Origin of the sequence: Aeromicrobium jepli, assembly GCF_047246605.1 — a bacterium.
Classification (GTDB): Bacteria; Actinomycetota; Actinomycetes; order Propionibacteriales; family Nocardioidaceae; genus Aeromicrobium.
In genome coordinates, this window is the sequence record NZ_JBFOKO010000011.1 from 1 (window position 1) to 12,632 (window position 12,632).

The window sequence follows — 12,632 nt, forward strand, 5'->3', positions numbered from 1 at the left end:
ACACTGGACGACGCCACACAGCCCTCGAAGGACTACCCCCGATCAGCCGACTGTCATGAACGTCTCAGCCGAGTACAGCTAGAACCGCCGGTCCACCTGCACGCGCTCCGGCGTGTGCAGGCGGACCATCGTGCGCGTGACGTTCGCCGGGATCCGCGAGCGCGTCAGCAGCGAGACCCCGATCATCAGCGCGAAGCCCACCGGCACGGACCACACGGCGGGCTGACCCATGAGCGTGCCCCACCAGCCGTCCACGTCGAACGCGAGCGTGACGATCGGCCCGGTCGCGGCGCACGCGCCGCCGCCCACGAGCCCGGCGATCGCGCCCGGCGCGGTCAGGCCGCGCCACCAGATGCCCAGCACCAGCAGGGGGCAGAACGTCGACGCGGCGAGCGCGAAGGCGAACACGACCGAGTTCGCCACGGGGATGACCTCGGCCCGGAACGCCAGCACCAGCGGCACCGCGACGCAGACCGCCGCGGCGATCCGCAGCGCGGCGATCGAGGAGAGCCGGCCGCGCCACGGGCCGTGGTCGCTCAGGCCCTGGCCGACCACGCCCGCGAGGGCCATCGTCACGCCCGACGAGGTCGACAGGAACGCCGCGAACGCGCCGGCGGTGATGAGGGCCGTCAGCAGCTCGCCCGCCGAGCCGCCGATGACCCGGCTCGGCAGCTCGAGCGCCACGGTGTCGGCGCGCCCCGAGCCGACGAGGTCGCCCGCGTACACCCGGCCGAGGACGCCGTAGAACGTCGGCAGCAGGTAGAACGCCGAGATCAGCACCAGGACGATGAGCGTCGTGCGCCGCGCCGCGTGCCCGTCGGGATTCGTGTAGAACCGGACGACGACGTGCGGCAGGCCCATCGTGCCCAGGAACGTCGCCGCGATGACGGCGTACGTCGAGTAGATCGTCTGCGGGCTCGCCGCACCGCCGAGCGGCGCCCACCAGTCGGCGGGGGCCTGCGCCTCGGGCCGGCCGTCGCGCGACCACGCCAGCAGCAGGAACATGAGCGGCACCAGCAGCGCGGTCAGTTTGAGCCAGTACTGGAAGGCCTGCACGAAGGTGATCGACCGCATGCCGCCGAGCACGACGTTGGCGGTGACGATGAGCGCGACCAGCAGGGTGCCGACCCAGCGCGGCGCGTCGAGCACGGTCTGCAGCGTCAGCCCCGCGCCCTGGAACTGCGGCAGCAGGTACAGCCAGCCGACCCCGATCACGAGGGCCGTCGAGACGCGGCGGACCGCCTGGGACTGCAGGCGCACCTGGGCGAAGTCGGGGATCGTGTAGGCACCCGAGCGGCGCAGGGGAGCGGCGACGAAGACGAGCAGCAGCAGGTAGCCCGAGGTCCACCCGATGGGGTACCAGAGCATGTCGGCGCCGTACGTCAGGACGAGCCCGGCGATGCCCAGGAACGAGGCGGCCGAGAGGTACTCGCCGCTGATCGCCGAGCCGTTCAGGGCGGGGGTGACCGAGCGCGAGGCCACGTAGAAGTCGCTCGTCGTGCGGCTGATCCGCAGGCCGAAGACGCCGATCGCCAGCGTCGCGACGGCCACGAGCGCGACGGCGACGATGCCCCACGTGGGGTTCACGGGCCCTCGCTCGGCTCGACGAGCTCGGTGAACAGCCGCTCGGCGCGCTCGGCGTGCCGGACGTAGAGCCAGCCGATGACGATGACGGCGGCGTACACCCCCGCGCCGAGCACGAGCCACGGCACCGGGACGCCCAGCACGTCCGTGTCGTTCAGGCCGGGCAGCTGCCAGAACACGAGGGGGAGCGTCACGACGGTGAGCAGGATCGTGACGGTGACGGTCAGGGCCGCCCGCAGCTGCGAGCGGATGAGGGACTGCATGTAGACCTCGCCGACGCCGGTCTCCTCGTCGATCTCCTGACCCACGGTGCTGCGGACGTGGGCGGGCGCGGACGAGAGCGGGCTCGTGATGCGGACGCGGCCGTTCGTCGCCTCGTCGGTCACGGCGTGTGCTCGCCGATCAGCTCGCGCAGGGCCCGCGTGTGGCGCCGGGCGACCTGCAGCTCCAGGGTGCGGCCGCCGGCGGCCGGGACCACGACGCTGGCCCGGCCCGACGACATCCGGACCTCGAGGATGTGCGCGCGGTTGACGACGAGGCTGCGGTGGATCCGCAGGAACCCGGCGGGGGCCCAGTCCTCGGCGAGCGATCCCAGGGGCGTGCGGATGAGATGGCTCGAGCCGTCGAGCAGGTGCAGCCGGACGTAGTCGCCCTGCGCCTCGGCGTGGGTGACCTGCGAGCGCGAGACGAACCGCGTGACGCCGGCCAGCTCGACCGCGATCGTGTCGTCGGGGCTCACCGAGGGCGCCTCGGCGTCGGCGGCGGCCCGGCGGACGGACTCGCGCAGGCGCTCCTCGCGGATCGGCTTGAGCAGGTAGTCGACGGCGTTGAGGTCGAACGCCTCGACGGCGTGCGCGTCGTGCGCGGTGACGAAGATGATCTGCGGCGGCGAGGTGAAGCGGCCCAGCAGGCGGGCGATGTCGATGCCGGTCAGGCCGGGCATCGCGATGTCGAGGAAGACCAGGTCGATGTCGCCGGTCTCGAGCCGCCGCAGCGCCTCCGCGCCCGAGCGCGCGGTGACGACCGTGCCGATGCGGTCGTCCCGCCCCAGCAGCCAGACGAGCTCGTCCAGGACCGGCTGCTCGTCGTCGACGACCAGCGTCCGCAGTGCGCGCGCCATGGTGTGAGCCTAGTCACCGGCCTCGGCGCTGCCGAGTCGGCGCACTCAGTCGAGCACGCCGCGTGCGTGCAGCGCGTCACCGGTGTCGCGCGCCCGGGCGACCGCCCGCAGGACCAGCGGCGTCGTGCGCGCCCGCATGCTGCGCTCGAGTCCGCGCGCCCGGGCGGCGTCGCGGGTCTCCGCGGCGAGCTCCAGCGTGCCCGGCACTGCTCGGAGCACGAGCGAGAACGTGAGGCCCACGCGCTGCGGATCGACGCCGAAGCGCCGGAAGGGGGCGAGTGAGCGGACGATCGTGTCGAGCAGGTCGTTCACCGCGGTGGTCGCGGTCAGGACCGTCGCGGCGAGGATGAGCGCCACGAGGTCGGCGACGACCTCCACGGCGCGCGGCCACCCGTTCTGCCACGCGTTGAAGGCCAGCAGCATGACCGCCACGATCGCGAACCCGCGCAGGGCGCGGGCGACCGAGCGCAGCGACAGCCGGCCGAGGGCCGCCAGGGCGAGGGAGACGCCGACGAAGGCCAGTCCGCTCCACGGGCCCTTCAGGGCGAGCACCACGATCGCGAGCACGAGCAGCGCGACGAGCTTGGGCCCGGGCGACAGGCGGTGCAGCGGCGACGTGCCCGGCTGGTACATCCCCAAGGTGCTCATGACACCAGCGCCCGGTAGCGATCGACCGCCGTCGCGGCGGGCCCGTCGAACGTGACGTGACCCTCGTGGACGACGAGGGCCCGATCGCAGCGCGCCGCCAGGTCGAGGTCGTGCGTCACCAGCACGAGCTGCTGTGCGAGGCCCAGGAGCACGTCGCCGACGCGGCGGGTGTTCGCCAGGTCCAGCAACGTGGTGGGCTCGTCGGCGACGAGCACCTGCGGGTCGGTCGCGAGCACGGTCGCGATCGCCAGCATCTGGCGTTGGCCGCCCGAGAGCGCGTGGACGCTGCGGTCGGCGAGCTCCGCCAGCCCGAAGCGGTCGAGGACGGCGAGCGCGGCCACGTGGCGCTCGGCCTTGTCGCGGTGCCGCTTGCGCAGCGAGAGCTCGACGTCCTCCACCACGGTCGGCATCACGAGCTGGGCGGCCGGGTCGGTGAACACGAAGCCCACGCGGCGGCGCACCTCGCGACCGTCCCGGCGCGTGTCCAGCCCGTCCACCGTCACCCGGCCGGAGGTCGGCTCGACGAGCCCGTTCAGCAGCCGCGCGAGGGTCGACTTGCCCGAGCCGTTCGAGCCGACGACCGCGATGCGTCGCTCGGCCAGCCGCAGGCTCGTGGACTGCAGCCGGCCCTCGACTGCGGCCTCGTGGAGGTCGATCACTTCCGGCGGGCCGGCAGCAGGTCGGGGAACGCGCGGTGGACCGCGGTGGCGACGGACGCCATCGCGAGGTTCTTGATGACGTCGCCGGGCCAGAAGGCCAGGTCCACCTTGGCGGCGGCCGCCAGGTCCATCGGGACCCGCCACGTCATCCCGAGGATGCCGAGGGTGTGGATGCACACCGCGCTGGAGAGCAGGCCCGCGACGAAGATGAGCGGGACGCTGGCGGCGACCCGCTCGCGGGGGAGCCGCTCGACGATGAAGCCGCACAGCGCGGCGGCCAGCGGGAAGCCCAGCAGGTACCCCATCGTCGGGCCGGCGAAGACGCCCAGGCCCGCCGCGCCACCCGAGAACACGGGCAGGCCGGCGGCGCCCACCGCGAGATAGAGCACGACGGCGAGGAAGCCGCGCTTCGCGCCCATGACCGCCCCCGACAGCAGGACGCCGAACGTCTGCAGGGTGATCGGCACGATGCCGGCGCCGACGTGGATGGCCGGCAGCAGCGCGCAGGCCGCGATGAGCGCGGCGAAGGCGGCGATGAGGGCGAGGTCGGTGGAGCTGAGGCGGCGGCTGTCCGCGGCGGTGGTGGTCATCATGGTCTCCTGAACGGTGTTCACCTGAACGGCGTTCAGGCTAGCCGATAGGCTGGGGCCGTGGCCAACTCCCTCGACGACGTCGTCTCCGGGGCGCTGCGCGTGCTGGACGAGTTCGGCCTCGAGTTCTGCTCGATGCGCCGGGTTGCCGGGCAGCTCGGCGTCCAGCCCAGCGCGCTCTATCACCACGTCCCGGACAAGCAGACGCTGCTCGCGCTGATGGCCGACCGGATCGTGCGCGATGTCGAGGTCGGCGACGACCCCGCCAAGGCCGCGCACGCGCTGCGCGAGGCGATGCTCGCCGTCCGCGACGGCGCCGACGTCGTGGCGACCGCGTCGGCGTTCCGGCTCGGCGACTCGCGCATCGAGACCGAGCTGGCCGCGCTCACGTCGCCCGACCTCGCGCGGACGCTGCTGCTCTACGTCTTCGGTCACACGCAGGCCACGCAGATGCACCGCCAGGCGGCGCAGGTGGGGATCCTCGCCGAGGACCCGGACCTGGACGCCTCGTTCGACCGCGGGCTCGCCCTCATCCTGCGCTGATCCACGCCGGATCCGCCGCCCGATGCGGGGGCGGGCCGTCGCACCGTGTTCTAATGAGAATGACATTCATTCCTATTAAGGAGCGACGATGACGAGATGGCGACACGTGCGCGTGGTGGTGGCGGCCCTGGTGGCGGGGTCCGCCCTCGCCGCGTGCGGTGAGGCGGCGGACGAGGCCGGACACGACGACGGCCACGGCGGGGCCGAGGTCTCCGGCCCGCGGATCGTGGTGACGACGGACGAGGGTGTGCTCGTGCTCGAGCGCGACTCCCTCGAGCCGGTCGGGACGCTGCCGGCCGAGGGATTCGTCCGGCTCAACGCCGCCGGGGACGGACGGCACGTGTTCGTGTCGACCGAGGAGGGCTTCCAGCTGCTCGACACCGGCGTCGAGGCCGAGGCGCACGGCGACCACGCGCACTACCGGACGACGGGCGAGCCCGAGCTGGGCGAGACCTACGAGGCGGCCGAGCCCGGGCACGTGACGGTGAGCGACGGCCGGACCGTGCTGTTCGGGGACGGCGACGGATCGATCCGCGTCCTGGACTCGCAGGACCCCACGCAGGTGCTGGAGACCACCGAGACGCCCGACCCGCACCATGGCGTCGCGGTCAACCTGGCCGGCGACCTGATGCACACCGAGGGCACGGCGGACAGCCGGTCGAGCGTCGTCCTGCGCGACGGCGTCGACGGGGACGAGAAGGCGCGCACCGACGACTGCCCCGGCGTCCACGGCGAGGCCACCGCGGCCGACGGCCGCGCCGTCGTCGGCTGCGAGGACGGGGTCGTGGTGGTGGACCACGGGACCATCACCAAGGTCTCCAGCCCGGACGCGTACGGCCGCATCGGCAACCAGGCCGGCAGCCCGGCCTCGACCGTCGTCCTGGGCGACTACAAGGTCGACGCGGACGCCGAGCTCGAGCGCCCCGAGCGGATCAGCCTGATCGACACCGCCACGCGGAAGCTGCGGCTGGTCGACCTCGGCACGAGCTACTCGTTCAGGTCACTGGGACGCGGACCCGCGGGGGAGGCGCTCGTCCTCGGCACCGACGGCGCGCTGCACGTGATCGACCCCGAGACGGGCAAGGTCTCCGACCGGATCGTGGTGATCGACCCGTGGAAGGAGCCGCTCGACTGGCAGCGACCGCGACCGACGCTCGAGGTCGACGGCGACACCGCCTGGGTCACCGAGCCGGGGGCGTCGACCGTGCACGAGGTCGACCTCGCCGCGGGCCGGGTCACGCGCAGCGTGGAGCTGCCGGGCGTGCCGAACGAGATCGTCTCGGCCGGCGTGCACTGACGCGGGCCCCTTGGGTGAGCGGTCAGCTGTCAACCTTTCCCTGGTACCTCCGGTTTGCCACCAACCGAATGCGGTGGTGATGGGGTTGACGGCTGACCGCCCGAGGGAAATCCACAGGGGCGCCCGGGCGAGGACCGCTCTCCACAGGGGTGTCGCGGACACGACCACCGGCGAGGTGATGGAGGCAGCGTGGAGCGATGCCTCGACAACCCGAGATCCCCGAGCTGGCTCGCCGCGGACCGTTCAGCCGAGACCAGGCACGCGCCGCGGGCGTCAGCGACCGTCGGCTGCAGGGTCAGCAGTTCGAGCGGCTCCACCCGGGCGTGTGGAGGTGGACCGGGTACGACATGACGCCGCTCGACTGGCTTGCGGCGGCGGAGCTGGCGATGCCCTCTGGGGCGGCACTCAGTCACGTGAGCCGGATCCAGCGGTCGGGACTGGACATCGGACCCCTGCGTCCGGTGCGCTTCACGATCGCCGGGGACCATCACCTCGCCGTGAACGGAACGTTCCTGCACCGCACGGAGGTCATGCCACCGCGCGACACCGTCGGCGTCACGCCGGCCGCAGCGTTCGTCCAGTGCTGCGCGTCGATGAGACTGCTCGACCTCATCGTGATCGGTGATCACCTGCTGCGCGAGGGACTCGCCACGATCGAGGAGGTCGTGGACGTGTGTCGGCTCCATCCGTGGAGACCGGGGGCGAAGCAGGCGTTCGCGGTCCTACCGTGGCTGCATGATCGATCGTGGTCGCCGAAGGAGTCCGAGCTCCGCGCCTACGTCCACGCGGCCGGCCTGCCGAAGCCCGAGGTGAACGCCGACGTCCTCGCCCTCGACGGGACTCGGCTCGGCATCGGCGACCTGTGGTTCCCCCGATGGCGGCTCGTGGCCGAGTACGAAGGCCGCCAGCACGCTGAGGACCCTTCCCAGTTCCGGAAGGACATCGATCGCTATGCCGGGTTCCGGGACAACGACGTCTCGTACGTCCAGGTCACGGCCGCCATGACTGCGAACCCGGCCGGCGCCGTGCAGCGGATCTTCGCTGCGCTCGCTCGCAACGGGTACACCGGGCCGCCGCCGAGGTTCTCGGCGCGGTGGGGGTCCCTCTTCCGAGCCCTTCCGTGAGGCGGTGAGTCACCAACCGAACAGGGTGCCCATTCGGTTCACAGCTCACCGCGACCCGCACGGATCGGTTGGCAGCTCACCGCCACCCGCACGGATCGGTTGGCCGCCCACCGCTCACCAGGAGGCGTGCAGCGGGCGTCCCTCGTCGTAGCCGGCGCTGGACTGCAGGCCCACCGTGGCGCGATCGGAGAACTCGGCCAGCGTGCGGGCGCCCGCGTACGTGAACGACGAGCGCACGCCGGCGGTGATCTGGTCGATGAGGTCCTCGACGCCCGGACGCTCCGGGTCGAGGAACATGCGCGAGGTCGAGATGCCCTCCTCGAACAGCGCCATGCGGGCGCGCTCGAAGCCGGCCGCGTCGCGCGTGCGGTTCGCGACGGCGCGCGAGGACGCCATGCCGAACGACTCCTTGTAGGCGCGCCCGTCGGCACCGTGCATGAGGTCGCCGGGGCTCTCGTGCGTGCCGGCGAACCACGAGCCGATCATGACGCTGCCCGCGCCCGCGGCCAGCGCGAGCGCGACGTCGCGGGGCCAGCGGACGCCGCCGTCGGCCCACACGTGGGCACCCAGCTCGCGGGCGGCCTCGGAGCACTCGAGGACGGCCGAGAACTGCGGGCGGCCGACGCCGGTCATCATGCGGGTCGTGCACATCGCGCCCGGGCCGACGCCGACCTTGGCGATGTCGGCGCCCGCCTCGACGAGGTCGCGCACGCCGGACGCGGAGACGACGTTGCCCGCGGCGATCGGCAGGCGCCGGCCCGTCGCGGCCTCGTGGGCGTCGCGCACCTCGCGCACGATCGGCAGGGCGTCGAGCATCTTGGACTGGTGGCCGTGCGCCGTGTCGACGACGAGCACGTCCACGCCGAGGCCGACGAGCGCCTCGGCCTTGCCGCGGACGTCGCCGTTGATGCCGATCGCGGCGCCGACGACGAGGTGGCCGTTCGGGTCGACCGCGGGGGTGTAGATCGTGGAGCGCAGGGCGCCCTTGCGGGTCAGCACGCCCGCGAGCGCGCCGCCGTCGACGACGGGGGCGAAGGGCACGTGCTGGTCCGAGAGCTGGTTGAACAGCTCGCGCGGGTCGCCGCCCGCGGGCAGGACGAACGGATCGGTGAGCATGACCTCGCGGACCTGCGCGAAGCGGTCGATCTCGGCGGCCTGCTGCGGCGTGAAGACGCCGACGACCTTCATCTCGGGGCCCTCGAGGGACTCGACGACGACGGCGCCGCCGTGCGCGCGCTTGGGCACGAGGCTCAGGGCCTCGCCCACCGTCATGTGGGGCGTCAGCACGACGGGGGTGTCGTAGACGGTGTGGGCGGCCTTGACGCGGCCGACCGTGTCGGCGAGGACGTCGACCGGGATGTCCTGCGGCAGGATCGCGATGCCGCCGCGGCGGGCGACCGTCTCGGCCATGCGCCGGCCGGAGACCGCGGTCATGTTGGAGACGACGAGCGGCAAGGTGGCGCCCGTGCCGTCGGTCGTGCTCAGGTCGACGTCGAATCGCGACGCGACGTCGGAGCGTCCGGGGACCATGAAGACGTCGTTGTACGTCAGGTCGTGGCTGGGCTGGAGATCGTTGAGGAACCGCACCGTCCCAGTCTACGGAGGGATCAGTCGACCGTGGTCGGCGTGAACTTGGGGATGCGCAGCGTGACCTTCGTGCCCAGGCCCGGCGCGGTCTCCACGACGAGGCCGTGGTCGTTGCCGTAGACCGTGCGCAGGCGCTCGTCGACGTTCGCGAGGCCGACCGAGGGCGAGCTGGTCCGGCCCGCCAGCGCCGCCCGCACGGTCTCGGGCTCGGACCCGACGCCGTCGTCCTCGATCGAGATGAGGCACTCGGCGCCGGCGTCCTCGGCGATGACGGTCAGCGTGCCGGGCCCGGGCTTGCGCTCCAGCCCGTGCCGCACGGCGTTCTCGACGAGCGGCTGGACCGTCAGGAACGGCACCGTGAGGCTCAGCACCTCGGGCGCGATGCGGGTGATCACCTTGAGCCGGTCGCCGAACCGCGCCTTCTCCAGCACGAGGTAGCGCTCGATCGACCGCAGCTCCTCGGCGAGGGTCGTGTAGTCGCCGTGCTGGCGGAACGAGTAGCGGGTGAAGTCGGCGAACTCGAGCAGCAGCTCGCGGGCGCGCTCGGGGTCGGTGCGCACGAAGGACGCGATGGCACCGAGCGAGTTGTAGATGAAGTGTGGCGAGATCTGGGCGCGCAGGGCCCTCAGCTCGGCTTCCATCAGCGCGGTGCGCGAGGCCGAGAGCTCGGCCAGCTCGAGCTGGCTCGAGACCCAGCCCGCCACCTCGGTGACGGTGCGCGCGACGCCGGCCGAGGCGCTCTCGTCCACCGCCACGATGCTGCCGACGACGCGTCCCTCCACCGAGAGCGGCGCCACGATGACCCCCTTCGAGGCCTGGCTGCGGCCGTGCTCGAGGACGACGGCGACGAGCTCCGCCGTGTGCTCCGTCGCGTCCTCGCCGGCCCAGCCGAGGGGTCCGTGCGTGTCCGTGATGCCGACCGTGCGCGTCCCGATCAGCCGGCGCAGGTGGGGCAGGGCGCGCGCGACGCTCTCGGGATCGAGGCCGGCACGCAGCGCGGGCGCGGCCAGGGCCGCGGTGTGCAGGGTCTCGTAGGTGGCGCGGTCCTCCGCCGTGCCGAGGCTGCGGCGACGACTCAGCAGCACCCACCGCGCGAGGACGGCGAGGCCGATGAGGGCGGCGGCGACACCGAGGGCGACCGTCACGCGTCAGTCCAACGACAGCAGGACGGCGTCCGGCGGATCGGGCTCGACGGCCAGCGCGGACTTGTCGACGACGGCACGGACGCAGCGGGTCTCGTGGCGCAGCCGCAGCTTCGAGGCGCCGGAGGCGTACTCGCGCCACAGGTCGTGCACCGCGCCCAGCGCGGACTCGGGGACCGAGGCGCGTCGCGTCTGCTCGGCGAAGCGGATCAGGTGGGGCAGGTCCAGCTCCTCCCACGCGTTGAAGACCTCGACCTCGGGCGTGCCGAACAGGCCGGACGCCGAGAAGGTGTCGACCGTGGGCTCGGGGGCGTCGCGGTCGCCCGTGATCGACCGCAGGCGGCGCATCCAGGGGATGGAGTCGTCGTAGCGGCGGCTCATGCTCGACAGCAGGCCGCCCGGCACGAGGACCCGGGCATACTCCGCGAGCGCCGCGGGCGACTCCTCGAAGAACGGGGTGATGACCACGTCGAACGTCTCCGAGCGCAGCGGCAGGCGGTCGCCGCTGGAGCGGACGTACGTGAGGTCGGGGTTGCGGATCTGCTCGACGTCGTCGCCCAGGACCGTGACGTCGTGGCCCTGGTCGGCGAGCTCGTACGCCAGCCCGCCGTCGCCGAGGTGCAGCACAGTGGACAGCCGCTCGCCGACCATCCACTTGGCCGCGCGCGCTGCAGGGATGACGTCCACGCTCCCGAGGCTACCGCCGGGCGCGCCTCGGGACGGCGTGCACCGCTGGGTACGCTGCGTGCGTGTCAGATCCCTTCATCGCCGCCGCTTCTCTCGAGGGCGTCCCGTCGGCCTTCCGGGCCGCGCGCGACGGGATCGACGCGGTGCTCCGCGACCGCGGACTGCGCCGCAGCACACCCGACGACACCGCTCGATCGCTGCTGATCGGCGCGTGGGCCACCGCGACGCTCGAGGGCAGCGAGTGCGACCTCGACGAGCTCGGCGCCGGTGGCGGCGACGCCACGGCGCGGGCCGCCGTCCGGCTGTCGACCGAGCTGCTCGGCCTGCTGCCGACGTGGCAGCGCTCGCCCGTGCAGGCGCTCGCGCGGATCCACGCCCTCGCGGCCGCGGGCTCCGTCCCGGACGTCGACCTCGGCCGCCCCGTGAACCCGGAGGGCACGGCGCGCCTGACGCAGCTGGCCACGATGCTGGCCGGCCGCACCGAGGCTCCCGCCCTCGTGGTGGCGGCGCTCGTGCACGCCGAGATCGCCGCGGCCGGTGCGTTCGTCTCGCACAACGCCGTCGTCGCGCGGGCCGCCGAGCGCCTCGTGCTGGTGGGCCGGGGGGTCGACCCGGCGTCGGTCACCGTCCCCGAGGCCGGCCACGTCGCCGCGGCGCCGGACTACTTCGAGGCGCTCGCCGCCTACGGGACGCAGGAGACGGGCGTCCACCGCTGGCTGCTCTACGCCGCCGAGGCGTACACGCGGGGCGCCGAGGCGTCGCCGCTCGCGTCGCGCTGAGTCAGACCCGGGCGCGCCGCCGGACGGCGGCCCCGATGCCCACCGCGACGAGCGACGCGGACGCCGCGAGCGCGCCGACCGCCATCGCCTTGCCCGTGGTGGTCTCGGGGACCAGCCTCGGGCGCAGGGCCGTGGGCCGCTCGAACGTGAGGATGGGCCAGCCCTCCTCGGTCGCGCGGCGGCGCAGGCCCTTGTCCGGGTTGACGGCGAACGGGTGCCCGACGGCCTCGAGCATCGGCACGTCGGTCTGCGAGTCCGAGTAGGCGAAGCTGCGCGACAGGTCGTAGCCCTCGCGCTCGGCCAGCTCGAGCATCGCCGTGACCTTCGTGGGCCCGTACGAGTAGTAGATGATCCGGCCGGAGTAGCGCCCGTCGACCTCCTCGAGGCGGGTGGCCACGGCATGGTCGGCGCCCAGCATCTCGGCGATCGGCTCGACCATCTCGGCGCCGGAGGCCGAGACGATGATGATGTCGTGGCCCGCCTCGCGGTGCTCCTCGATGAGGGCGAGCGCCTCGGCGTAGACGAGCGGCTCGATGACGTCGTGCAGGGCCTCCCGCACGATCTGGCGGACGGTCACGACGTCCCAGCCGGCGACGAGCTTGCTGATCTCGGCGCGCATCTTCTCGAGCATCTCGTGGTCGGCGCCACCGGCGCTGAAGACGAGCTGGGCGTAGGCGCTGCGCAGGACGGCACGGCGGCTCAGCAGGCCCTCGGCGAAGAGCGACTTGCTGAACGCGAGCGTGCTCGACTTGGCGATGATCGTCTTGTCGAGGTCGAAGAAGGCGGCGGGACGTCCCGCGGGGGTCGCCATGACCCCAGCGTAGGCGGTCGCCGTCGCGGAGACGGGGTGATCGGTCCACAGGCGAGTCGGA

The 12,632-nt window shown here is 73.1% G+C and carries 14 protein-coding genes; 4 read left to right on the forward strand and 10 right to left on the reverse strand.

The annotated features are described in order from the left end of the window. Positions 1-78 precede the first annotated feature (78 nt). From AB3M81_RS16505 to AB3M81_RS16530, 6 genes are read right to left on the reverse strand one after another with little or no spacing between them, the layout of a single operon-like run. Positions 79-1,587, reverse strand: a complete 1,509-nt coding sequence (locus AB3M81_RS16505; protein ID WP_412905020.1) for a sodium/solute symporter — start codon at positions 1,585-1,587, stop codon at positions 79-81. Next, a complete protein-coding gene (locus AB3M81_RS16510; RefSeq protein WP_412905021.1) occupies positions 1,584-1,970 on the reverse strand; it encodes a DUF485 domain-containing protein in 387 nt (128 codons plus the stop codon). Before AB3M81_RS16510 ends, AB3M81_RS16505 begins: the two co-directional genes overlap by 4 nt. Next, positions 1,967-2,704 carry a LytR/AlgR family response regulator transcription factor gene (locus AB3M81_RS16515; RefSeq protein ID WP_412905022.1) on the reverse strand — a complete coding sequence of 246 codons (738 nt, stop codon included), beginning with the start codon at positions 2,702-2,704 and terminating at the stop codon, positions 1,967-1,969. Before AB3M81_RS16515 ends, AB3M81_RS16510 begins: the two co-directional genes overlap by 4 nt. 45 nt (positions 2,705-2,749) lie before the next feature. Beyond that, positions 2,750-3,352: an energy-coupling factor transporter transmembrane component T family protein gene (locus AB3M81_RS16520; RefSeq protein ID WP_412905023.1), complete on the reverse strand. Its 603-nt coding sequence runs from the start codon at positions 3,350-3,352 to the stop codon at positions 2,750-2,752. After that, positions 3,349-4,011: an energy-coupling factor ABC transporter ATP-binding protein gene (locus tag AB3M81_RS16525; protein WP_412905024.1), complete on the reverse strand. Its 663-nt coding sequence runs from the start codon at positions 4,009-4,011 to the stop codon at positions 3,349-3,351. The genes AB3M81_RS16520 and AB3M81_RS16525 overlap by 4 nt, the downstream gene beginning before the upstream one ends. Further along, positions 4,008-4,601, reverse strand: coding sequence for a biotin transporter BioY (locus AB3M81_RS16530; RefSeq protein ID WP_412905025.1), 594 nt, complete (start codon positions 4,599-4,601; stop codon positions 4,008-4,010). Before AB3M81_RS16530 ends, AB3M81_RS16525 begins: the two co-directional genes overlap by 4 nt. Positions 4,602-4,661: 60 nt before the next feature. Between AB3M81_RS16530 and AB3M81_RS16535 the strand changes: the two genes are divergently transcribed. The 3 genes from AB3M81_RS16535 to AB3M81_RS16545 all read left to right on the forward strand — a co-directional run bounded on the left by AB3M81_RS16535 (position 4,662) and on the right by AB3M81_RS16545 (position 7,565). Beyond that, positions 4,662-5,144 (forward strand): TetR family transcriptional regulator, encoded by a 483-nt coding sequence (locus AB3M81_RS16535; RefSeq protein WP_412905026.1) that lies wholly within the window; start codon positions 4,662-4,664, stop codon positions 5,142-5,144. Positions 5,145-5,232: 88 nt separating this feature from the next. After that, the gene (locus tag AB3M81_RS16540) at positions 5,233-6,441 is read left to right on the forward strand and encodes a hypothetical protein (RefSeq protein WP_412905027.1); all 1,209 of its coding nucleotides are present in this window, start codon (positions 5,233-5,235) and stop codon (positions 6,439-6,441) included. A gap of 197 nt (positions 6,442-6,638) precedes the next feature. Then, positions 6,639-7,565 (forward strand): hypothetical protein, encoded by a 927-nt coding sequence (locus tag AB3M81_RS16545; protein WP_412905028.1) that lies wholly within the window; start codon positions 6,639-6,641, stop codon positions 7,563-7,565. A gap of 114 nt (positions 7,566-7,679) precedes the next feature. On the opposite strand, the gene AB3M81_RS16550 is transcribed toward AB3M81_RS16545, so the two are convergent. Genes AB3M81_RS16550 through AB3M81_RS16560 form a run of 3 tightly spaced genes read right to left on the reverse strand, consistent with a single transcriptional unit; the run spans position 7,680 to position 10,981 of the window. Continuing rightward, positions 7,680-9,152 carry a GuaB1 family IMP dehydrogenase-related protein gene (locus tag AB3M81_RS16550; RefSeq protein WP_412905029.1) on the reverse strand — a complete coding sequence of 491 codons (1,473 nt, stop codon included), beginning with the start codon at positions 9,150-9,152 and terminating at the stop codon, positions 7,680-7,682. A gap of 20 nt (positions 9,153-9,172) precedes the next feature. Further along, complete coding sequence (locus AB3M81_RS16555; protein ID WP_412905030.1) at positions 9,173-10,297, reverse strand: sensor histidine kinase; 1,125 nt, start codon at positions 10,295-10,297, stop codon at positions 9,173-9,175. A 3-nt stretch (positions 10,298-10,300) separates the two neighbouring features. Continuing rightward, positions 10,301-10,981, reverse strand: a complete 681-nt coding sequence (locus AB3M81_RS16560) for a methyltransferase domain-containing protein (protein WP_412905031.1) — start codon at positions 10,979-10,981, stop codon at positions 10,301-10,303. 62 nt (positions 10,982-11,043) lie between these two features. Here AB3M81_RS16560 and AB3M81_RS16565 point away from each other — a divergent pair, with 62 nt between their 5' ends. Continuing rightward, a complete protein-coding gene (locus AB3M81_RS16565) occupies positions 11,044-11,760 on the forward strand; it encodes a Fic family protein (RefSeq protein ID WP_412905032.1) in 717 nt (238 codons plus the stop codon). A gap of 1 nt (position 11,761) precedes the next feature. Here AB3M81_RS16565 and AB3M81_RS16570 read toward each other — a convergent pair whose 3' ends face one another. Beyond that, positions 11,762-12,571 carry an HAD family hydrolase gene (locus tag AB3M81_RS16570; RefSeq protein WP_412905033.1) on the reverse strand — a complete coding sequence of 270 codons (810 nt, stop codon included), beginning with the start codon at positions 12,569-12,571 and terminating at the stop codon, positions 11,762-11,764. Positions 12,572-12,632 lie beyond the last annotated feature (61 nt).

Bases quoted from the DNA above. Each gene is read 5' to 3' on its own strand.
- AB3M81_RS16520 (WP_412905023.1), bottom strand. From the start codon at position 3,352: ATGAGCACCTTGGGGATGTACCAGCCGGGCACGTCGCCGCTGCACCGC.
- AB3M81_RS16515 (WP_412905022.1), bottom strand. From the start codon at position 2,704: ATGGCGCGCGCACTGCGGACGCTGGTCGTCGACGACGAGCAGCCGGTC.
- AB3M81_RS16545 (WP_412905028.1), top strand. From the start codon at position 6,639: ATGCCTCGACAACCCGAGATCCCCGAGCTGGCTCGCCGCGGACCGTTC.
- AB3M81_RS16530 (WP_412905025.1), bottom strand. From the start codon at position 4,601: ATGACCACCACCGCCGCGGACAGCCGCCGCCTCAGCTCCACCGACCTC.
- AB3M81_RS16570 (WP_412905033.1), bottom strand. From the start codon at position 12,571: ATGGCGACCCCCGCGGGACGTCCCGCCGCCTTCTTCGACCTCGACAAG.
- AB3M81_RS16540 (WP_412905027.1), top strand. From the start codon at position 5,233: ATGACGAGATGGCGACACGTGCGCGTGGTGGTGGCGGCCCTGGTGGCG.